19 protein-coding genes, 1 other RNA gene and 2 pseudogenes are annotated in these 20146 nt (G+C 68.8%); 12 read left to right on the top strand and 10 right to left on the bottom strand.

Features of this window, described 5'->3' with window-relative positions:
- The 5 genes and pseudogenes from A5787_RS02320 to A5787_RS02300 form a co-directional block, all read right to left on the bottom strand.
- Positions 1-575 (bottom strand): PE family protein (locus A5787_RS02320; protein ID WP_156763723.1); only part of this gene is annotated, 575 nt, incomplete at its 3' end.
- 107 nt (positions 576-682) lie between these two features.
- Positions 683-2245, bottom strand: coding sequence for an alpha/beta hydrolase (locus A5787_RS02315; protein ID WP_156763725.1), 1563 nt, complete (start codon positions 2243-2245; stop codon positions 683-685).
- Between the two features lie 90 nt (positions 2246-2335).
- A pseudogene (locus tag A5787_RS02310) lies at positions 2336-3209 on the bottom strand (hypothetical protein).
- 110 nt (positions 3210-3319) lie between these two features.
- Entirely contained in the window at positions 3320-4882 is a 1563-nt protein-coding gene (locus A5787_RS02305; RefSeq protein ID WP_156763722.1) for an alpha/beta hydrolase, read from the bottom strand.
- Between the two features lie 51 nt (positions 4883-4933).
- The gene (locus A5787_RS02300) at positions 4934-6325 is read right to left on the bottom strand and encodes a wax ester/triacylglycerol synthase family O-acyltransferase (protein WP_066960997.1); all 1392 of its coding nucleotides are present in this window, start codon (positions 6323-6325) and stop codon (positions 4934-4936) included.
- Positions 6326-6458: 133 nt separating this feature from the next.
- On the opposite strand from A5787_RS02300, the gene panB reads away from it, so the two are divergent.
- The 3 genes from panB to A5787_RS02285 all read left to right on the top strand — a co-directional run bounded on the left by panB (position 6459) and on the right by A5787_RS02285 (position 10250).
- Positions 6459-7304 carry a 3-methyl-2-oxobutanoate hydroxymethyltransferase gene (gene panB / locus A5787_RS02295; protein ID WP_066961015.1) on the top strand — a complete coding sequence of 282 codons (846 nt, stop codon included), beginning with the start codon at positions 6459-6461 and terminating at the stop codon, positions 7302-7304.
- A gap of 199 nt (positions 7305-7503) precedes the next feature.
- A complete protein-coding gene (locus tag A5787_RS02290; RefSeq protein ID WP_066960995.1) occupies positions 7504-8670 on the top strand; it encodes a cellulase family glycosylhydrolase in 1167 nt (388 codons plus the stop codon).
- Positions 8671-8750: 80 nt separating this feature from the next.
- Positions 8751-10250 carry a CYTH and CHAD domain-containing protein gene (locus tag A5787_RS02285; protein ID WP_066960992.1) on the top strand — a complete coding sequence of 500 codons (1500 nt, stop codon included), beginning with the start codon at positions 8751-8753 and terminating at the stop codon, positions 10248-10250.
- A 13-nt stretch (positions 10251-10263) separates the two neighbouring features.
- On the opposite strand, the gene rnpB is transcribed toward A5787_RS02285, so the two are convergent.
- Positions 10264-10674: RNase P RNA component class A (gene rnpB, locus A5787_RS02280), an RNA gene on the bottom strand.
- 120 nt (positions 10675-10794) lie between these two features.
- Here rnpB and A5787_RS02275 point away from each other — a divergent pair.
- Entirely contained in the window at positions 10795-11970 is a 1176-nt protein-coding gene (locus tag A5787_RS02275) for a cytochrome P450 (RefSeq protein ID WP_066960990.1), read from the top strand.
- The gene (locus A5787_RS02270; protein ID WP_066960987.1) at positions 11967-12161 is read left to right on the top strand and encodes a ferredoxin; all 195 of its coding nucleotides are present in this window, start codon (positions 11967-11969) and stop codon (positions 12159-12161) included. The genes A5787_RS02275 and A5787_RS02270 overlap by 4 nt, the downstream gene beginning before the upstream one ends.
- A 3-nt stretch (positions 12162-12164) precedes the next feature.
- Here the strand turns inward: A5787_RS02270 and A5787_RS02265 are convergent, their stop codons facing one another.
- Positions 12165-13247 (bottom strand): Zn-dependent alcohol dehydrogenase, encoded by a 1083-nt coding sequence (locus tag A5787_RS02265; protein WP_066960984.1) that lies wholly within the window; start codon positions 13245-13247, stop codon positions 12165-12167.
- Between the two features lie 74 nt (positions 13248-13321).
- On the opposite strand from A5787_RS02265, the gene A5787_RS02260 reads away from it, so the two are divergent.
- The 3 genes and pseudogenes from A5787_RS02260 to A5787_RS27960 form a co-directional block, all read left to right on the top strand.
- Entirely contained in the window at positions 13322-14821 is a 1500-nt protein-coding gene (locus tag A5787_RS02260) for an aldehyde dehydrogenase family protein (protein ID WP_066960981.1), read from the top strand.
- Positions 14822-15051: 230 nt separating this feature from the next.
- On the top strand, positions 15052-16350 hold the full coding sequence (locus A5787_RS28730) for a molybdopterin-dependent oxidoreductase (protein ID WP_369829072.1): 1299 nt from the start codon (positions 15052-15054) through the stop codon (positions 16348-16350).
- A gap of 3 nt (positions 16351-16353) precedes the next feature.
- Positions 16354-16593 (top strand): annotated as a pseudogene (locus A5787_RS27960) (oxidoreductase); the annotation flags it as partial.
- Positions 16594-16603: 10 nt separating this feature from the next.
- On the opposite strand, the gene A5787_RS02250 reads toward A5787_RS27960, so the two are convergent.
- Together A5787_RS02250 and A5787_RS02245 are read right to left on the bottom strand one after the other, a co-directional pair.
- The gene (locus A5787_RS02250; protein ID WP_066960978.1) at positions 16604-16804 is read right to left on the bottom strand and encodes a hypothetical protein; all 201 of its coding nucleotides are present in this window, start codon (positions 16802-16804) and stop codon (positions 16604-16606) included.
- Positions 16805-16839: 35 nt separating this feature from the next.
- Positions 16840-17088: a hypothetical protein gene (locus A5787_RS02245; RefSeq protein ID WP_066960975.1), complete on the bottom strand. Its 249-nt coding sequence runs from the start codon at positions 17086-17088 to the stop codon at positions 16840-16842.
- Between the two features lie 226 nt (positions 17089-17314).
- Here A5787_RS02245 and A5787_RS02240 point away from each other — a divergent pair, with 226 nt between their 5' ends.
- From A5787_RS02240 to A5787_RS02230, 4 genes are all read left to right on the top strand, one after another.
- On the top strand, positions 17315-17770 hold the full coding sequence (locus A5787_RS02240; protein WP_066960972.1) for a hypothetical protein: 456 nt from the start codon (positions 17315-17317) through the stop codon (positions 17768-17770).
- Positions 17767-17976, top strand: coding sequence for a cysteine peptidase family C39 domain-containing protein (locus A5787_RS02235; protein ID WP_066960969.1), 210 nt, complete (start codon positions 17767-17769; stop codon positions 17974-17976). The genes A5787_RS02240 and A5787_RS02235 overlap by 4 nt, the downstream gene beginning before the upstream one ends.
- Positions 17977-18202: 226 nt before the next feature.
- Positions 18203-18352, top strand: coding sequence for a hypothetical protein (locus A5787_RS27160; protein WP_156763721.1), 150 nt, complete (start codon positions 18203-18205; stop codon positions 18350-18352).
- Between the two features lie 180 nt (positions 18353-18532).
- A complete protein-coding gene (locus A5787_RS02230) occupies positions 18533-19291 on the top strand; it encodes an RNA polymerase sigma factor (RefSeq protein ID WP_066960966.1) in 759 nt (252 codons plus the stop codon).
- Here A5787_RS02230 and A5787_RS02225 read toward each other — a convergent pair whose 3' ends face one another.
- The gene (locus A5787_RS02225) at positions 19292-19918 is read right to left on the bottom strand and encodes an FHA domain-containing protein (RefSeq protein ID WP_066960964.1); all 627 of its coding nucleotides are present in this window, start codon (positions 19916-19918) and stop codon (positions 19292-19294) included.
- Between the last annotated feature and the right edge of the window lie 228 nt (positions 19919-20146).

Raw genomic sequence — 20146 nt, 5'->3', positions numbered from 1 at the left:
ACCAGTCCGCCCGCCCCGCCGCTACCACCCGCCAGACCGGAACCGGTCGGTTCGGAAAATCCGTTGCCGCCGTTGCCCAACAACCCGGCGTTGCCGCCTCGGCCGCCGGATAGCCCCGGCGCGCCGGACCCACCGGCACCGCCGGACCCGAACAACAACCCGCCGGGCCCGCCGGGCTGCCCGGTCCCCGGCGCACCATTGATTCCGTTGCCGATCAACGGGGCGCCCAATAACAATTCCGTGGGCGCGTTGATCGCCCCCCGCACGTCCTGCCAAACGGTTTGCAACGGTGAAGCATTCGCCGCCTCGGTTCCCCGATAGGCACCCGCCGCCCCGCGCAAGGTCTGCGTGAAGTGGTCATGGAACGCCACCGCCTGCGCACCGAGTCCCTGAAAATACCGGCCGTGGGCCGAGAACAGCGCCGCGATGGCCGCGGACACCTCATCCTCCGCCGCGGCCAGCACCCCCGTCGTCGAGACCGCCGCCGCGCGGGCCGCGCCGAGCGCCGACTCGATACCGGCCAAATCCGACGCGGCCGCCGCCACCATGTCCGGGGCCGCGATGACAAACGACATGTCGGTCCACCTACCCGCTAGCCCCGGTTGTCACTAGCCCGGCGGTCCTCCACCCGTCAGGTGCATGCAACGTAGCAGGAGGCCCGAGGGCAAGTTCGAGGTTTAGCTCAGGGTCGGCACCGCAACGACGCGGGCGGCAGCGCCCCCGCGACGAAGTAGCGCACCACGGCGGTGTCCACGCACTGGTCACCGTTGAACACCGCGGTGTGCTGGGTTCCGTCGTAGGTGATCAGCGGGGCGCCCAATTGGCGGGCCAGGTTCACGCCGGCCTGATACGGGGTGGCCGGGTCGTGCGTCGTGGAGACGACGACGACCTTGCCGGGCGCGGCGGGCGGCGCGACGTGCGGCCGTGAGGTGGCGGGCACCGGCCACAGCGCGCACAGGTCGCGGGGGGCGTTGCCGGTGAACTGTCCGTAGCTCAGGAACGGCGCCACCTGGCGCATCTTCTGGTCGGCGGCCACCCACGTCGCCGAGTCGGTCGGCGTCGGCGCGTCGACGCAACGCACGCCGTTGAACGCGTCTTGGTCGTTGGTGTAGTGCCCGCTTTTGTCCCGGCCTTCGTAATCGTCGGCGAGCAACAGCAAGTCACCGGCGTCGGTGCCGCGCGCCAGCCCGAGCAGGCCGCTGGTCAGGTACTTCCAGTGCTGCGGGGTGTAGAGCGCGTTGATGGTGCCGGTGGTCGCGTCGGCGTAGCTCAGGCCCCGCGGATCCGACGTCCGGCCCGGCCTGGCGACCAGCGGGTCGACCAGGGCGTGGTAGCGGCTGACGAACTGGGCCGGATCGGTACCCAGCGGGCAGCCCGCGGAGCGGGCACAGTCGGTGGCGTAGTCGTTGAAAGCCGTTTGAAATCCGGCCATTTGGTTGATGTTTTCGGCCACCGGGTCCACGGTCGGGTCGATGGCGCCGTCGAGCACCATCGACCGCACGTGGCTGCCGAACCCCTCGAGGTAGGCGGTGCCGATTTCGGTGCCGTAGCTGAACCCGAGGTAGTTGATCTGGTCGTCGCCCAGCGCCTGGCGGACCACGTCCATGTCGCGCGCGACGGATGCGGTGCCGGCGTTGGCGAGGAACCCGTCGCCCATCCGGCTCGCGCACTGCTGGGCCAGCTGCCGGTAGATCTGCTCGATGTGCGCCACGCCGGCCGGGCTGTAGTCGACCATCGGGTCGCGCCGGAATGCGTCGAAGTCGGCGTCGCTGCGGCAGCGCAACTGCGGGGTCGAGTGGCCCACCCCGCGCGGGTCGAACCCCACCAGGTCGAAATTGCGGGTGATGTCGCTGTTTTCCAGGTCCGACGCCATGCCGGCGACCATGTCCACCGCGGACGCGCCCGGCCCGCCCGGGTTGATGAATAGCGATCCCATCCGCCGGCCGGTCGCCGGAACCCGGATCACGGCCAACTTGGCTTGTGCGCCACCCGGATTCGCGTAGTCGATCGGGACGGACACGGTGGTGCACTGGGCGGTGGGGAGGTCGCTGGTGTCGGTCAGGAATTGGTTGCAGCTGCCCCAGTTCTGCGGCCTCGCCGCAGCGGCCGGCGGGGCCGGACTCGGCGTCTGGCCGGCGCCGGGCTCGGGGGTCGCGGCGGCCACCGGCAGCTGCGATCCCCCAACCAACAATCCGAACGACAGCAGCGCCGAGCTCAACGGTCTCAGGCGCGACATGGCTGTCAATATTTGCAGCCGCGGATACCCGTCACAGCGCGAAACGGTCACGCCTTGGTCTCGCCTCCGCGTGTCGCCACCCGTTCGCCGAACGTGCACTCAGCGCGAAAATCCGGCCGGGATCTCGCAGCCAGTGCACGCTCGGCGCTCCCATGCCTCCGAAACGCAAGCGATGACGCCACCGGGCGTGTCCTCCGCAGTGACCCGTACGTCGAGCCATCCCAACTCCGCCAGGGCTTCGCCGCGTCGGAGGTCGCGGTTGAATTGCCTTCGGTCGGTGCGATGGTGGTCACCCTCATACTCGACGGCCAGCTTGAGGTCCTGCCAACCCATATCGAGGACGGCGACCAACGCGCCGTATCCGTCGTAAACCGAGATTTGAGTTTGCGGCGCCGGAAATCCGGCTCGGATCAGAACGAGCCGGAGCCACGTCTCGCGGGGCGACTCCGCACCGGAATCGACGAGCGGCAGTGCGCTGTGGGCACGCCTGATGCCGCGGCGTCCCCGATAGCGTTCGGCGAGCATCTCGGCGTCGATCACTTTGAGATCCGTTGCGCGGGCAAGCGCGTCGATGGCCGCGACCGCCTTATCGATGGGATAACGGCAGGCGAGGTCGAGCGCGGTTCGCGCGGGCGTCGTTGCCGGGACGCCGGCGATAAATTGGATCTCGTCGTCGGCGACGCGGTCCGACCAAGTCCGGATACCGCCGGGCGGACGGCGGTAGGCGTAGAGCACTCGGCGGGGCGCGATCGTCGATCCACTTGGCCCCGTGCAGCGCCGACGCGGAGCGACCGGCGACAACCCCGCGTCGACGGGACCACAGCCACGCCGCACGAGCGCGCACGCCGGCGGTGAGCTTGGCGTCGGCACCGACGTAGACGTCGGGATGGATCGCCAAGAACCGGCTGCGCAGCGCGGACGGCGTCACGACGCCCGACGCGATGGCTTCGCTCCCAATGAAGGGCTCGTCCATGGTAGGAGTGTGCGGCACGCCTCCGACACGTTCGCCGAACGTGCACTCAGCGCGAAAAAACCGGCCGGGATCTCGCAGCCAGTGCACGCTCGGCGCTGCCGTGGCAGCGGCTAGCACTTGGCACCGCTCGGCGGCGGGTCGCCGCCGAGCAGATACTCCGTCACGTAGTCGTCGATGCAGCTGTCGCCCTGAAAGACCACCGTGTGCTGGGTTCCGTTGAAGGTCAGCAGGGATCCGCGCAACTCGTTCGCCAGGTCTACCCCGGCCTTGTATGGCGTCGCCGGGTCGTGCGTGGTCGACACCACCACGGTCGGCGCCAGGCCGGGCGCCGAGATGGCGTGCGGCTTGCTGGTGGGCGGCACCGGCCAGAACGCGCAGGTGCCCAGCGGGGCGTCGCCGGTGAACTGGCCGTAGCTCATGAAGGGGGCGATCTCCCGGGACCGGCGATCCTCGTCGATGACCTTGGTGCGGTCCGTAATCGGCGGCTGGTCAACGCAATTGATCGCCACCCGCGCGTCGGTGGCGTTCGTGTAATGCCCCTTCGGGTCGCGGCGCATGTACATGTCGGCCAGCGCCAGCATGGTGTCCCCGCGGTGGTCCACCAACTCGGACAGGCCGTCGGTCAGGTGGCGCCACAGCGACGGCGAGTACAGCGCCATGATGGTGCCCACGATGGCGTCGGCATAACTCAGGCCGCGCGGGTCCTTCGTGGGGATCGGCCGGCCCACCATCGTGTTGTTCGGGTCGACCATCGGGTCGACCAAGCTGTGGTAGACGGCGACGGCCTTGGCCGGGTCGGTGCCCAGCGGGCACGTCGGCTGCTTGGCGCAGTCCGTCGCGTAGTCGTTGAACGCGTCCTGAAATCCCTTGGCCTGACGCAGGTCTGCCTCGATCTGGTCGGCGTTGGGGTCGACGGCGCCGTCGAGGATCATCGCCCGCACCTTGGTGGGATAGGCCTCGGCGTAGGCGGAGCCGATCCGGGTGCCGTACGAGTAGCCGAGGTAGGTCAGCTTGTCGTCACCCAGCGCCGCGCGGATGGCGTCCAGGTCGCGGGCGACGTTGACGGTCCCCGCGTTGGCCAGGAAGTTCTTCCCCATCTTGTCGACGCAACGGGCGACGAACTGCTTGGTCTCGTCCTCGATGTGGGCCACCCCGGCGGGGCTGTAGTCGACATTCGGCTCGGTGCGTAGCCGGTCGTTGTCGGCGTCCGAGTTGCACCAGATCGCCGGCCTGGACGAGCCGACGCCGCGCGGGTCGAAGCCGACCAGGTCGAACCGTTCCCGGATGCGTTTGGGCAGCGACTGGACCACGCTCAGGGCGGCCTCGATGCCGGACTCGCCGGGACCTCCGGGATTGATCACCAGCGAACCGATTTTGTCGCCCGTCGCGGGAAACCGAATCATTGCCAGGGTTGCGACGTCCCCGTTGAGGTGGTCGTAGTCGACGGGCACGGCGAGCCGGCCGCACATCGCGCCGCTGGGGATCTTGGCCTTGGGGTTCGACGAGCGGCACGGGGTCCATTCGACCGCCTGACCCAGCTTGGGGGCCTTCATGAGGGCGCGTCCGTTGACCACGCGGAGGCAGCCCGCAACCGTCAGCGCCACGGCAGCGATCGCCGTCCAGACCAGCAGCGTGCGCGCGATCCTGTCGCGGCGAGACACTCTCATGCTCACCTATGCTGCCAGAGCCAACCTGAGATTCTGATGAGCGGTTCCCGCGCTTAACTACCCGGCGGCCGTGAGCAGTTCTTCCATCGCCACCGCGAAGTCGTCGGCCATCTCCCACAGGTCCGGCAGCAACTCAGGGCACGAGATCAGCCCGACGTCCAGCGTCCCGCTCAGCGACATCACCGTGATGTTGAGCCCCGAACCGTGAAAGATCGGGCCCAGCGGATACATCGCCTTGACCTCACACCCCAGCAGATACAGCGGAACCTGCGGGCCCGGGACGTTGGAGACCACCAGGTTGTGCACCGGCGCGCTCTCGGTCAACCGGGAGCTGGCGTACAGCCGCATCGCGATGCCGAACACGGCGGGGGCGGCGAACTGCGACCAGTCCTGCAGCAGGGAGGCCCCGATGGCCGAACTATGTTGCTTGGCAACCGAATTCGCTTCGGCGATGGCCTTCAGGCGCTCGACCGGATCGGCGATGTCGGTGTGCAGGCTGGAGAACATGGCCGAAACCTGGTTGCGGCCGGGGCGATCGGTCTTGCCGTGCACCGAGACCGGCACCGAGGCCACCAGCGGCGAGTCGGGCAGGGCGTTGCGCTCGGCCAGATACTGCCGCAGCACCCCGGACACCAGGGCCATCACCACGTCGTTGACCTTCATGCCGAAGTGGTTCTTCACCTTCTTGACGTCTTCGAGGTCCAGCTGGGCGTAGGCGACGTTGCGGTGACCGGTGATGCTGGCGTTGAAGGCCGTCCGCGGCGCGGCGAACGGGCGCGCCATCGCCTGGCCCTCGACGGCCTTACGCACCGTGGCGACCACCGAGGACACGGTTTGGGGCAAGACGTTGGCCAGCTGCAGTGGGCGGCGGGCGAAGCGGACCAACCCGCCCGCGGCGATCTGCCAGCCGCTGCCGCCGCCGACGCCGTCGACCGGATCCGGCGCGGGCGCGTCGGCCTCAGTGGCACACAGCTGCGACATCAGGTTTGCCCCGGTGACCCCGTCGACCCCGGAGTGGTGCACCTTGGTCATCACCGCCAAGCGGCCGTCCCCGTGGCAATCGGTGCCCGCAACGCCTTCGATGACCCACATCTCCCACAGCGGCCGGCCCCGGTCCAGCGGCAGCGACGCGATGTGGCCGCAGATCTCCGACAACTCGGTGCGGCCGCCCGGCGGCGGCAATCCGATGCGGTGCAGGTGGCGGTCGACGTCGAAGTGCTCGTCGTCCACCCACACTGGGTGATCGAGGTTCAGCGGGCTGTTGGCGAGCTTCTCGCGGAACTGCGGCATCGCCTTGAGGCGCAGCGCCAACGCGTCGCGCAGTCGGTCGAAGGTGTAGCCACGCGGCATCGTCGAGGTGTCGAGCTCCATGATCGAGCAAACATGCATGGGCTGCGAGGGGGTCTCCAGGTAGAGGAAACTGGCGTCGAGTCCGCTGAGCCGCTGCATGGCCGCCAATGGTATGTCTCACACCACACGGACGGTGCAATTGCCCTGAACAAATGGCAGAATAGTGCGAGTCAGACGAACCCGGGGACCTCAACGGCCACGAGGATCGACCAGACCACTACCAGGGACAATGATGTCTGAGCAGAACGTTTATGGTGCAAACTCGCCCGCGCCCGTCAAGGCGCCAACCAAGATCCGCACCCACCACCTGCAGAAAATGAAGGCCGAGGGCCACAAGTGGGCCATGCTCACGGCCTACGACTATTCGACCGCCAGGATCTTCGACGACGCCGGCATCCCGGTGCTGTTGGTCGGTGATTCGGCCGCCAACGTCGTCTACGGCTACGACACCACGGTGCCCGTGTCGGTCGACGAACTCATCCCGCTGGTCCGCGGCGTGGCGCGCGGGGCCCAGCACGCGATGGTCGTCGCCGACCTGCCGTTCGGCAGCTACGAAGCCGGCCCGGCCGCCGCGCTGGCCGCCGCCACCCGGTTCCTGAAGGAGGGCGGCGCGCACGCCGTCAAGCTCGAGGGCGGTGAGCGGGTGGCCGATCAGATCGCCTGCCTGACCGCGGCGGGCATCCCGGTGATGGCGCACATCGGCTTCACCCCGCAGAGCGTGAACAGCCTCGGCGGGTTCCGGGTGCAGGGCCGCGGCGACGCCGCCGAACAAACCGTGCACGACGCGATCGCCGTCGCCGAAGCCGGCGCGTTCTCGGTGGTGATGGAAATGGTGCCGGCCGAACTGGCCACCCAGATCACCGGCAAGCTCACCATCCCGACCATCGGGATCGGCGCCGGCCCCAACTGCGACGCCCAGGTCCTGGTGTGGCAGGACATGGCCGGTCTCAGCGGCGGCAAGCCCGCCCGCTTCGTCAAGCGGTTCGCCGACATCGGTGCCGAGTTGCGCCGGGCCGCAGTGCAATACGCGGAGGAAGTGGCCGGCGGCGTCTTCCCCGCCGAGGAGCACTGCTTCTGACCTGCGCCACGCGACCGACCCGCTCAAGGTTCGCCAAGGGCTGACGGTCGCGGGTTTCTGCCCGCTCAATAGTCGATCCTGTCCAGACAAGGTTTTGCTGAAATCCCTTGTCTGACAGGCAGCGTACGATTTGTTCTATACACAATCACGACTCCGCGGGCGGGGGGTTGAACACATAGTCGGCACTTGTGGTGGCTTCGTGCACCGCCGAACGGTCCTGAAGTTGCCGCTGCTACTGGCAGGAGGCACCGCCCTGGCCCGAGCACCCCGCGCCGCCGCCCAGCCTCCCGTCGGCGCGCCGGATTCAAGTCGCTGGTCCCCCGACCGCGCCAACCGCTGGTACCAGGCGCAGGGCTGGCTCGTCGGCGCGAACTTCGTCACGTCGAACGCCATCAATCAACTCGAGATGTTTCAGGCCGACACCTACGACCCGGGACGCATCGACACCGAGCTGGGCTGGGCGCAGGTCCACGGGTTCACCACGATCCGGGTCTTCCTGCACGATCAGCTCTGGACCCAGGATGCCCGGGGATTCCAAGTCCGCCTTGCCCAGTTCGTCGACATCGCCGCGCGGCACGGCATCAAACCGCTGTTCGTCCTGTTCGACTCCTGCTGGGATCCGTTCCCGCACGCGGGCAGACAACGCGAACCGACGCCGGGCGTGCACAACTCCGGCTGGGTGCAAAGTCCGGGCGCCGACCGCCTGGGCGACAGCGGCTACCGCCGTGTCCTGCGCGGCTACGTCACGTCGGTGCTGACCCAATTCCGCAACGACGACCGGGTTTTGGGCTGGGATTTGTGGAACGAGCCCGACAATCCCTCCCGCTACTACCGCTCGGTCGAAAGGGACGACAAGCTCAACCTCGTCGCGGACCTGCTTCCGCAGGTGTTCGCCTGGGCGCGCTCGGTCGACCCCCGCCAACCGTTGACGAGCGGCGTGTGGGACGGCGAACCCGAAGAGGACGCCGCCCTGCGCGAGACCATCCGCGGCATTCAGCTCGACAACTCTGACGTGATCACGTTCCACAGCTACGGCGAGCCCGCCGACTTCGAGGCCCGCTTCGCGGAGCTCGCCCCGCTGGGACGGCCGATCCTGTGCACCGAGTACCTGGCCCGGTCCCTGGGCAGCACCGTGGAGGGCATCCTGCCAATTGCCAAGGCGCATAACGTCGCTGCGATCAATTGGGGGCTGGTCGCCGGGAAGACTCAGACCTACTTCCCCTGGGACTCGTGGGAGCACCCCTACCCGGGGCCCCCGGACGTCTGGTTCCACGACCTACTCGGAGGCGATGGGCGGCCGTACCGGGAGAGCGAAAGCCAAACGATCCGTCAGCTGGCCGGCCTGGCGATGCACCTCAGCCCCTGAGGAGGGGAACGGCCGCTTGAGCGCGCCCCCCGATGTGGCACCCTATGGGTGCCCGTCCTCCCGCCTCAATGGAGTCGAGAATGCCTGTGAAAGCGCCCAACACCTCGCGCCATCTCGAGGTGGAGCGCAAGTTCGACGTCGTGGAGTCCACGGTGTCGCCGTCGTTCGAAGGCCTCGCCGCGGTCGATCATGTCGACAAGTCGCCGATCGAGTCGCTGGACGCGACCTACTTCGACACCCCGGCGCATGACCTGGCGCGCAACAAGATCACCCTGCGGCGTCGCACCGGCGGTCACGACGCGGGCTGGCATTTGAAGTTGCCGGCCGGCCCCGAAGCCCGCACCGAGGTGCGCGCGCCCCTGGACGCATCGGAGCACGACGTGCCCGGCGAGCTGCGCGACATCGTGCTGGCGATCGTCCGCGAGCGGCCGCTCGAACCGGTCGCGCGCATCAGCACCGAGCGCGAAACCCAGGTGCTGTACGGCTCGGACGGGGCGGCGCTGGCGGAATTCAGCAACGACCGCGTCACCGCGTGGGCGGCCGGCAGCTCCGAGGCGCCTCCCGCCGAGCAGGAATGGCGCGAGTGGGAACTCGAGTTGGTCGAAAACAACGGGGCGGCCGACACGGAGCTGTTGGGCCGGCTGAGCAATCGGCTACTCGACGCCGGCGCCGCGCCCGCCGGTCACGGCTCCAAGCTGGCCCGCGTGCTCGGCGAAACGGCGCGGCCGGACGAGACGCAGCAGCCCGCCGACCCGGTACACCGGGCCGTCGCGGAGCAGGTCGCCGAGCTGCTGGTGTGGGATCGCGCGGTACGGACCGACGCCGACGATGCCGTGCACCAAATGCGGGTGACCATCCGGAAGATCCGCAGTCTGCTGGCCGACTCGCAGGACGCGGCCGAATCGTCCGGCATCGCCTGGATTCAGGACGAATTGCGCGAACTCGCCACCGTGCTGGGCGTGGCCCGCGACGCCGAGGTGCTCGCCGAGCGCTACCAGCGGGCGCTGGACAAGCTGCCGCCGGAGCTGGTGCGGGGCCGCATCCGCGAGCGCCTCGTGGAGGGGGCCCGTCGCCGCTACCAGACCGGGCAGCGGCGATCGCTGATCGCGATGCGCTCGCAGCGCTACTTTCGCCTGCTCGATGCCCTCGACGCGTGGGTCGCCGAAATCCCCGCCGCCGCTGCTGGCGACGAGGCGGCGCCGGTGACCATCGAAGCGGCCTACCAGAAGGTGCGCAAGGCCGCGAAGGCAGCGGCCGCGGTGGAACCCGGGGCCGAAGCCGAGTTGGACCTCGCGCTGCACCGAATTCGCAAGCGCGCCAAGCGCCTTCGCTATACCGCCGCGGCGACCGGCGCCACGCGGGTGTCCGAGCAGGCGAAGGTCATCCAGACGCTGCTGGGCGACCACCAGGACAGCGTGGTCAGCCGCGAACACCTGGGTCACCAGGCCGAGGCCGCGCACACCGCCGGCGAGGACACCTTCACCTACGGGCTGCTGTATCAGCAGGAGGCCGACCTGGCCGAGCGGTGCCGCCAGCAGCTCGACGAGGCGCTGCGCAAGCTCGCCAAGGCGGTCCGCTAAGCCCCGGTCGGGGCGGACGAGTTGGCCTGTAAGCCGGATTCTGTTCCCCGCCGCCGCGGCATAAGCAACGGCGGCGGAGCGGCGACCATCCATCTGGACACACCGTCGCCGGGTGCCTCGAGCGGCCTACCCGCAGGCTCGGGCGAGCAACCCTCGAACGCCTGCGCGGCCGCACCAGGTGCGGCCTTCTTGGCCTTGCTTCGGGTGGGGTTTGCCTAGCCACTCCGGTCACCCGGAATGCTGGTGCGCTCTTACCGCACCGTTTCACCCTTACCACCGCGAGGGTGGCGGTTTGTTTTCTGTGGCACTTTCCCGCGAGTCACCTCGGATTGCCGTTAGCAATCACCCTGCTCTGTGAAGTCCGGACTTTCCTCGACTCGACGCCGGCTTTACCGACGCGAGCCGCGGCCGCCCGGCCAACTCGTCCGCGACGCTCCACGGTACCCGCTGCGCAACCTGCTGACCAGCACCTCACTAGCGGCTTTGACGATGGAGCAATTTATCAATCATTGCTAATTAAGTGTGTTGGTGCCACGCTGGCCGCATGACAGATACCGAAGGATTCGTCGATCAGTCGGTGACGGGTCTCGCGGAGCCGCAACCGATGTACAAGGCGCTGCGCGAATCGACCCCGGTGTTCCGCTCCCCGCAGGCGGTGGTGCTCAGCCGCCTCGCCGACATCGAGATGGCGCTCAAGCACACCGAACTGTTCTCGTCGAACATGGACGCCGTCGACCTCGGCAACATCCGGCCGATGATCCCGTTGCAGATCGACCCGCCCGAACACGCCAAGTACCGCCGCATCCTCGATCCCCTGTTCACCCCACGCGAGATGGCCCGGCGCGAACCCGGCGTCACCGAGCTGGTGAACCAGATGATCGACCGCTTCGCCGGTCGGGGCGAGTGCGACTTCCACGAGGAGTTCGCGGTCCCCTTGCCCTGCACCGTCTTCCTGCAGTTGCTCGGCCTGCCGCTGGAGGACCTCGACAAATTCCTGGTGTGGAAGGACCACATCATCCGGCCGGAGGGCGACTCGGGCTTCGACCGCCGCCACGAGACCAGCGCTCCCACTGCGCAACAGATCTACGAATACTTCGACCGTGCGATCGACGACCACATCGCCAGCCCGCGCGACGACGTGCTGTCCGCGATGATCGCGGCCACCTTTAAAGAGGACGGTGGGCCACTCTCGCGCGAGGAGCTGCTCGACATCTGCTTCCTGTTCCTCATCGCGGGGCTGGACACGGTCACCGACTCGCTCGACTGCTTCTTCGTGTACCTGGCACGCCATCCCGACCACCGTCACCAGCTCGTCGAGCAGCCCGACATCCTGCCGGGCGCCATCGAGGAGCTGTTGCGCTGGGAGACACCGGTTCCCGGGGTGGCCCGGGTGGCCACGCAGGACACCGAGGTGGGCGGCTGCCCCATCAGCAAGGGCGAGCGGGTCAGCCCGCTGCTCGGCGCGGCCAACACCGACCCCGCCGAGTTCGCCGATCCCGACCTGGTGGATTTCACCCGCAACCCCAACCGGCACCGCGCGTTCGGCGGCGGGCCGCACCGCTGCCTCGGGTCCCACCTCGCGCGCATGGAGCTGCGGGTGGCGCTGCGCGAATTCCACCGGCGCATACCGGATTACGAGATCAAGCCCGGCACACAGTTGACGTACACCGCGGCGCTGCGCTCGGTGGAGTCGCTGCCGCTGGTGTTCCCGGTGTCATGACCCGCGTGGTCCTCGACCCCGACCGCTGCACCGGGCACGGCCGCTGCTACACCCTGGCGCCGGACGTGTTCGACGCCGACGAGGTCGGTCATTGCGTCGTGCTCGTTCAGGACGTCTCGGGCGACCTCGAGGCGCAGGCCGTCGCCGGCGAGCAGAACTGCCCAGAGCGGGCGATCACGCTGTCCCGGTAGGGATTAGGCGAAGCAGACCACGCTGCGCGCGCCCCGGCCCGCGGTCATGTCGGTGAACGCGGTCTCGACGTCGTCGATGCCGATCCGCCGGGTCACCAACGCCTCCAGGTCGAGCCTGCCGCGCCGGGCGAGCTCGACGAGCACCGGGATGTCGCGCACCGGATCGCTGGCCCCGTAGACGCTGCCCTGCACCATCTTGCCGTCGGCCATCAACGACAGCGCGGGGAACGTCACCTCCTCGGCGATCCCGGCGGCGCCCACCAAGGTGACCTTGCCGCCGCGGCGGGTGGCCTCGTAGGCCAACCGCATCGTGGCGGGCTTGCCCACCACCTCGATCCCGTGGTCGACGCCGGCGCCCCCGGTGAGATCGCGCACCGCGGTGACGAGGTCGACCTCGCCGGCGTCGACGGTGTCGGTCGCCCCGTTGGCCGCAGCGGCCGGCAGCTGGCCGGCCGCCCGGTCGGCGGCGATGATGCGCGCGGCGCCGGCCAGCCGGGCCCCCTGGATGGCGGCCAAACCCACGCCGCCGCAACCGATCACGAGCACGCTGTCCCCCGGCCGCACGGCTGCCGTGCGCATCACCGCGCCGACGCCGGTGGTGACGCCGCAACCGAGCAGGGCGGCGTGGTCGAACGGCAGCGACTCGTCGACCGGCACCACCGCCGCGGCCGGCAGCAGCGTCTCCTCGGCCAGCGACCCGACACCCATGCCGGGCCACACGGGGCCGCCGGCACTTTCCGCGTACGGACCGCCGTAGGCGTGGTCATAGCCGTGCACGCACAGCTGGGCCTCGCCGCGCAGGCAATGCGGGCAGGAGCGGCACGGCACGTTCCAGGTCAGCACGACGTGGTCACCCGGGCTGACCGACGTGACGCCGGCGCCCACCTCGGCGACGACGCCGGCGCCCTCGTGCCCGAGCGTCGACGGCAACAGCGTCGGTATCGCGCCGTCGCGCAGCGACAGGTCGCTGTGGCACACGCCGCTGGCGCGCAATTGCACCCGCACCTCGGTGTCGCCGAGGGGCCGCAGCGCGAGCTCCTCCACCGCGGTGGGCCGCCCGACCTCGCGCAGCACGATGGCTTTCACGGGGTCCACACTGTGATGCAGGTCATAGCGACCTACGATGGCTGGACAACCGCACCGGGTCAAGGGAGACGGGCATGACGGGATCATCGACGATCGCGCGCGACAGCCAAACGGCAGGTGACGATCCGGTTTTGACGATCGGCGGCCAAGGCCAGGCCGGTGCCGCCGGAAGCTACGCGGTGCGCAACCCCGCGCGGCCGAACGAGGTCGTCGGCCACGCCCCCGCCGCCGACCGCGCCCAACTCGACGGCGCGGTGGCGGCGGCACGGCGGGCGGCGCCCGGCTGGCGCGCGCTGGGTGTCGCCGAGCGCGTCGCCGCCCTGACGGCCGCGGCGGCCACCGCCGCCGAACAGCTCGCCGCCGGCGACGGCGCGCGGCTGTACACCCGCGAGCACGGAAAGGTGCTGAGCGAGGCCAACTTCGAGATCAGCACCGGTCCCGGGCTCGCCGCCCTGATCGGGTCGATGGCCGAGGCCGCGGTCGCGCCCGAGCAGGTCGACCCGAACGCCACCTATCCGCGCCTGCACCGGGAGCCGTTCGGCGTGGCCGCGCTGGTGCTCCCGTTCAACTGGCCGCTCGCGCTGACGATGACGAAGCTGGCGTCGGCGCTGAGCGCGGGCAATACCGCCGTCGTGAAGGTGCCGCCAAGTTGCCCGCTGGCGGCGCTGCGGCTGGCCGGGGCGCTGGCCGCGGCGCTGCCGCCCGGCGTGGTCAATGTGCTCGCCGGGCCCGGCAGCGAGCTCGCCCAGGCGCTGGTCACCCATCCGGGCATCGACCTCATCTCGCTGACCGGCGGCGTCGCCACCGGGCGCGCCGTGATGGCGGCGGCCGCCGCGCGCCTCACCCCGGTGCTGCTCGAACTCGGCGGCAATGACGCCGCGATCATCGCCCCCGACATCGAGGTCACCGACGAGCTGGTCGAGCGGCTGATGACCGCGACCTACACCACCGGCGGCCAGGTTTGCATGGCGATCAAGCGGCTGTATGCGCCCGCGGAACGGGTCGGCGAGCTGGCCGAGGCGCTCCTCGCCCGCTGCGAACGCGAGGTGATCGGCGACGGCCTCGCCGACGAGACCACCCTCGGCCCGCTGCACACCGCCGCCGGCCGCGACCGGATCGTGGCGCTCGTCGGTGAGGCCGGGTCGCGGGGCGCGACGGTGCGCACCGGCGGGCGGATCCGCGAGGAGGACGCCGCCTCGGGCGGGTATTTCGCGCTGCCGACCGTGGTCACCCGACTGTCGCCGGACTCGCGGCTGGCCACCGAGGAGCAGTTCGGCCCGGTGCTGCCCCTGTTCGCGTACGATGCCGTCGAGGACGCCGTAACCGCTGCCAACGCAACGGAATTCGGTCTCACCGCGTCGATCTGGACCGGCGACGACGAGCTTGCCGATCGCGTCACCGGCCAGCTCGTCGCGGGCACGGTCAGCGTCAACTGCCACGGCCTGGCCGCCCAGGACCCGCGGCTGCCCTTCGGCGGCTGCGGCCAGTCCGGCCTCGGCCGCGAGCTCGGCGTGGACGGCATCCGCGCGTTCACGCAGCCGCGGACGTTCGTCCGGCATCCTGTCCCGAGTTAGCCAGGTGCCCGCGTGTGCGGTGACGGCTTCGCGCGTGCGGTGCGGGCGCAAAATCCGTCGATTTTGCGCCCTGGGGTGACACCGGAAGCCCAGGCCGCACACTCACACGACCGGGACATATAACAGCCCATCTCCTCGCCCGACAGCGATCCCCCGGGTGATCGAGAGGAAAAGCGTACCGCGGGGCGGCCTTTCGGTCCCCGCTTCGCGACGCGAGTACTGTAACTCCGATGGCCGCCGCCCCGTCGAATGAGCGGATGATCGCCGGCCTCGCCGCGGCTTCCGTCTCGCTTGGGGTGGCCGAGCTGGTGGGCATCCCCTTCGACGCGCGCGCCAATGCGCGTACCGCCGTCTCCGCTGTGGCGGTCGACCTGACACCCGGGCCCATCAAAGAGTGGGCAATTCAGACACTGGGCTCCTTCGACAAACCGTTCCTTGCGGTCGTCGTGCTCGTAGTCATCGCCACCATCGCCGCCATCGCCGGGACCCTGGAAACCCGCCGCCGCCCGATCGGCAGCGCCGTGATCGCGGCGGCGGGCGTCCTCGGATGCCTGGCGGTGCTGTCGCGGCCGGGCGCGACCGCACTCGACACGATCCCCACCGTCACGGGTGCGGCCTGCGGTGTCGCGGCCCTACGCTTGCTGACCCGTCGCTTCTGGCCCGAACCGACAGAGCCGGAAGGCGCAGCGGCCCACGACGAGCCGGACGCCGCCAGGCGCAGGTTGGTCAGCTACGGACTGCTCGGACTCGGAGTAGTCAGCGGCGTGGCGGGTGCCGTCATCACGCGATTGGTCCACTCGGTGGCCGCCGATCGCACCACCTTCGCGCTCCCCCGACCGCATACTCCGGCGCCACCGATACCCGCCGACGTGCAACCGAACGGCGTTGCGCTACCGAGCTTCGTCACCCCCAGCGCCGACTTCTACCGGGTGGACACCGCACTGGTCGTTCCCCAACTCAGCCGCGGCGATTGGCGGCTGCGCATTCACGGCATGGTGGATCACGAAACCACCTACAGCTTCGACGATCTCGCCCGCTTCGACGTCATTGAAACGGTGGCGACGTTGACCTGCGTATCGAATCCCGTTGGGGGCAACCTGATTTCGACCGGAGTCTGGACGGGCTACCGGCTGGCCGATCTGCTGGCCGCGGCCGGGGTGCACGCGGATGCCGACATGGTGCTGTCGACGTCGATCGACGGCTTCACCGTCGGCACGCCCGTGCACGCGCTCACCGATGGTCGCGCCGCACTCCTGGCCGTCGGCCTCAACGATCAACCGCTGCCGATCGAGCACGGCTACCCGGCCCGGCTGGTCGTGCCCGGGCTGTACGGGTACGTGTCGGCAACCAAATGGGTCGTCGAGATGGAGGTGACCCGCTTCGACCGAGCGAAGGCGTACTGGACTCGGCAGGGCTGGGCCCCGCGCGCACCCCACGATTCTGTGCCCACGCGACACCGCCAAACACCACCGGCCCCATCGGCACCCGCTGGCCGCTCTTCGGCACGTCGATCCGCGATTCCGTCTTGACGGGTGCGCGCGGTGGAGGTCCTCATCGACGACGGCGGCTGGCAGCCCGCGCAGCAGGGCGCGAGCTATTCCAACGACACGTGGCGCTTATGGAGCTTTGCCTGGCAGGCGAAAACCCCCGGGAAACACACCATCACCGTGCGCGCCACCGACAACACCGGGGCCGTCCAAACCGCCGATCAGGTCGGTAGCGTGCCGGACGGCGCCACCGGCTGGCACACGGTGGACTTCACCGTCGCGTAGGCCGGAAGCGCTAGCTCGACGAGAGTCTCCGCCAACTGAAGGCCGCGATCACCAGGCCGATCAGCAGCGTGATCGGGCCGATGATGGACCAGGTCGTGGTGTTGCTCATCGGGCTGCCGCCCAGCACTCCGAATCCCTGGAGCGCCCAGATCAGGCCGACCAGCGCGACGAGCAACCCCAACGCCAACGTAACGACGAAAGTCCTTCGCATACAGGGATGCTAAGCCCCCTAGCGGCTCGCGGCGACTATCGCGCGGTGCGGATGACGAAGGCGTCTGTGCTCTCGTCGTAGCCGACCGTTTCGTCGACGAACAGTTCGCCCACCGGGTGGCCGTCCTCGGCGACCGCGAGGAAGGTCGCTTCCTCCTGGTCGTATGTCACCGAACCCTGCACGAACATCGCCGCGACCTCATGCCCGTCGGCACCGAAGACGACCAGCTTCAAGCCCCCTGCATTCTTGACGTACTGCGCCGCCTCGGCGCGTGTGATGGCCATCGCTGGGAGTCCTTTCCGATGATGGTTTTAGATGGAGTCCGGCATAGACCGGTCCGTCTTGGCGGAGTCCGTCATCATCTGATCATCACGCCGCGCCCGCCCGCTGTCATGGGTACCGGACCACCTGATTGCGCGCATCCCGAAAAACTGTCACCGTCTCGCGCCGCAAGTGCTCCTACGAGTGTGAATGGTCCATCAGGGACCGAGGGCCACCGAGGAGAGACGAATGAAGATCGACCGAAACAGCCACGACGACGAGAGCCGTTGTGAGTCGGTGTTTCGCCAGCGGTGGCGCGACCGCCAGTCTGCCGCGGCACGCCCCGGTGAACTGATCAGGCAGCAGGGGTGGATCGACGCGGGACTTGTCGCACTCTGGGTGCTCACGACGGCGGGCGCCGTGGCCGCCGGCACGATCAGCGTTGCGCAGACCGACACGCTGCCGGCCGTCGCGCAAGACTCCTCGGTGACAGCGGCCCGTGGGAGCGGGCCACCGCCCGCCCAGGGCACTGCCGCGCAGTTCCGGGATCCTTCCGGCACAACCCAGCGCGCGGTCGTCGTCGAGGTGACCGCCACCGATGTGAGGGCCCGGTTGGACCGGCCCGTTCCGGCGCCAGCTGGTGAACTTATCGTTCCGACGGGTCGGCAGCGGCTGATCAGCGTGTTACTGCCGGGGCTCCGATGAAGTTCCGTCGGCGGTCGATCCCGTTTATCGCGCAAGCCGAAATGGCCGACTGTGGTGCCGCCGCGCTTGCCATGGCGCTGGGCTATCACGGCCGCCACGTTTCGCTGGCCGAGACGCACGAGGCCACCGGGACCGGGCGTGACGGTGTCGACGCCCTGTCAATTAGCGCGGGCGCCTCGTCCCGCTGCCCCGAAGGCCCCCGCTAAGTCGCCACGCCTGCCGGGGCCCGGACGCTCGCTACTCACCCAACGTCGAGTTGTTGGGGCCGAAACACGTTGGGGCCCACCACAAGTCGACGCTCGAGCCCGCGGCGGCGAGGTCCGCAAGATTCCACGAAAAAAGGTGTCACCCTTCGACGGGCCCGGCGCTCTTATCTATGAGCGGGCCCGCCCGGGCCACGCCGTCAACACATCACACAAAAGGAAAGATCACATGAGTATCAATCACGACAAAATCGCGCTGCGCCGCCAGAGCATCCGCACCCTGACCGCCGACGAGCTGCGCATCGCCCACGGCGGTGCCGTTGCCGGCACCGGAAACGGCACTGGCACGCGCACCGCGCACACCAAGACGAAGGCGTGAGCTGCCCAAAGCACGTCTAAATCGTCGCCACCGCCCCGTAACCGACGCAACGGTTATGGGGCGGTGGTCGCTTGTTACCCGGCCACTTACCAAACGGATAGGAAACCCTTCCCTTGCGGGAGCGGAATCTGGCTTCCACGGTAATTACGCAATCATCGACCGTCCCCGAGCATTTCAGTCATGACTTTCATGACCACACTTCCGAAGAACCGCGTTATCAGCGACACCGACCTCGCCCGCGCCGCGGCTGCCGGCGATCGCGCGGCGTTGGCCGCGATCTACAACCGTTACGCGTCCCCTCTGCACGCCTATTGCGTGGGCCTGATGCGCGATCGTCACGCGGCCTCCGACTGCGTGCAGGAGGTCTTCTGCATCGCGACCACAGAATTGCCGAAGCTGCGTAACCCGGACAAGCTGAGGCCGTGGCTGTACGCCATCGCCCGTCGCAGCGCGCTGCGGGCCCTGTCCGAACGCCGCCGTGAGGCCGCGTCTGACGAGCTGCCCGACAACGCGGCGACCGGCCCGGGGCCGTTTACCCTGACGGCCCAGAAGGAACTTCGTCAACTGATCGCCCAGGCGGCCGCCGGATTGTCCGAGCGCGACCGCCACGTGCTGGAGCTGGCCTACCGCCGCGGCGTGACCGGAACCGAGCTCGCCCACACGCTGGGCATGAGCTACGACTCCACCAAGAAGCTCCTGCAGCGGCTGCGCGACACCATCGAACGCTCGTTGGGTGCCCTGTTGGTGGCCCGCCACCACCAGAACGGATGCCCCCGGCTCGCCGCGGACCTGTCCGGCTGGGACCAACAGCTCACTGTCCTGATGAGGAAACGCATTGCGCGCCATATCGAGTCGTGCTCCACATGCGACGAATACCGCCGCAGTGTTCTCAACGCGGTCGCTGTGCTCGGTGGCGGGGTGCTCGACAAGGTGTCCTAGTCACTTTTGTTGCGTACGCCGGTCGCGCAACATGGAGCGGTTGACCGCCCCGAGCCGGATGGCCGCGTTGGCCAGCCGGACTCGGCGATCTCCCTCCGCGGTGATGCCGAACTTGTCGTACAGGTGTTGCAGATGTTGCTTGACGGCTGCCTCCGTGACGAATAGCTCCTGGGCCATCCGGCGAACCGATGCGGGTTCGGGAAACGGGTCATCGGAGACGAAGGGACGGCACAAGACCTTGAGGACCTCGAATTCGCGCGGGGTCATGCGGGGCGGTCGCAAGATGGACTTGCCGGTTTCGGTTTCTTGATCGGCCGATGCTTCGTCGGCCCCCCTTGTCATCCAGAAGACCAGCCGCGAACTGCCGAGCCGCAATTCGTCTCCAGACCGCAGGATCCGTTCCGCAGCGATCTTTTCTCCGTTGACGTAGGTGCCATTGCGGCTACCCAGATCCCGCACGGACCAGGCCTGCCCGAAGTTCTCCAAAACGGCGTGTAGGCGTGACACGGTGGTGTCGTGTTCGAGCGACACGGCATTGGTCGAGGCCTTGCCGAGGGTCACTCGTTCGCCACTCAGGGCGATCAGCTCCCGCCCTGACGGTTTCCAAACCTCCAAGTGGGAAGACATATTGACCCCTCCTATCAGGCCAATTCTGACCCTGCGACGCAGACCTTGGCCGGAGAACCGTCCACCGAGCCGAAATCGCGCGCTTTAGCTCCTGGCTGCCGAGATTCACCCCCAGTATCGCAAGTCTGTCGGCACCGAATCCGTCATCGTCCGACCACCACCCCCACCGACCTGCGTCGATCGCGTCACCGCTTCAAACGATGAGGTAGTCGACTACGCGTGTGATGC

Source organism: Mycobacterium sp. 852002-50816_SCH5313054-b (assembly GCF_001667185.1).
Taxonomy (GTDB): Bacteria; Actinomycetota; Actinomycetes; order Mycobacteriales; family Mycobacteriaceae; genus Mycobacterium.
The sequence above is the reverse complement of the archived record's forward strand: the minus strand, read 5'-3'. Positions and strand labels throughout refer to the sequence as shown.

Bases quoted from the DNA above. Each gene is read 5' to 3' on its own strand.
- A5787_RS02300 (WP_066960997.1), bottom strand. From the start codon at position 6,325: ATGCAGCGGCTCAGCGGACTCGACGCCAGTTTCCTCTACCTGGAGACC.
- panB (WP_066961015.1), top strand. From the start codon at position 6,459: ATGTCTGAGCAGAACGTTTATGGTGCAAACTCGCCCGCGCCCGTCAAG.
- A5787_RS02285 (WP_066960992.1), top strand. From the start codon at position 8,751: ATGCCTGTGAAAGCGCCCAACACCTCGCGCCATCTCGAGGTGGAGCGC.
- A5787_RS02275 (WP_066960990.1), top strand. From the start codon at position 10,795: ATGACAGATACCGAAGGATTCGTCGATCAGTCGGTGACGGGTCTCGCG.
- A5787_RS02270 (WP_066960987.1), top strand. From the start codon at position 11,967: ATGACCCGCGTGGTCCTCGACCCCGACCGCTGCACCGGGCACGGCCGC.
- A5787_RS02260 (WP_066960981.1), top strand. From the start codon at position 13,322: ATGACGGGATCATCGACGATCGCGCGCGACAGCCAAACGGCAGGTGAC.
- A5787_RS28730 (WP_369829072.1), top strand. From the start codon at position 15,052: ATGGCCGCCGCCCCGTCGAATGAGCGGATGATCGCCGGCCTCGCCGCG.
- A5787_RS02250 (WP_066960978.1), bottom strand. From the start codon at position 16,804: ATGCGAAGGACTTTCGTCGTTACGTTGGCGTTGGGGTTGCTCGTCGCG.
- A5787_RS02245 (WP_066960975.1), bottom strand. From the start codon at position 17,088: ATGGCCATCACACGCGCCGAGGCGGCGCAGTACGTCAAGAATGCAGGG.
- A5787_RS02240 (WP_066960972.1), top strand. From the start codon at position 17,315: ATGAAGATCGACCGAAACAGCCACGACGACGAGAGCCGTTGTGAGTCG.
- A5787_RS02235 (WP_066960969.1), top strand. From the start codon at position 17,767: ATGAAGTTCCGTCGGCGGTCGATCCCGTTTATCGCGCAAGCCGAAATG.
- A5787_RS27160 (WP_156763721.1), top strand. From the start codon at position 18,203: ATGAGTATCAATCACGACAAAATCGCGCTGCGCCGCCAGAGCATCCGC.
- A5787_RS02230 (WP_066960966.1), top strand. From the start codon at position 18,533: ATGACTTTCATGACCACACTTCCGAAGAACCGCGTTATCAGCGACACC.
- A5787_RS02225 (WP_066960964.1), bottom strand. From the start codon at position 19,918: ATGTCTTCCCACTTGGAGGTTTGGAAACCGTCAGGGCGGGAGCTGATC.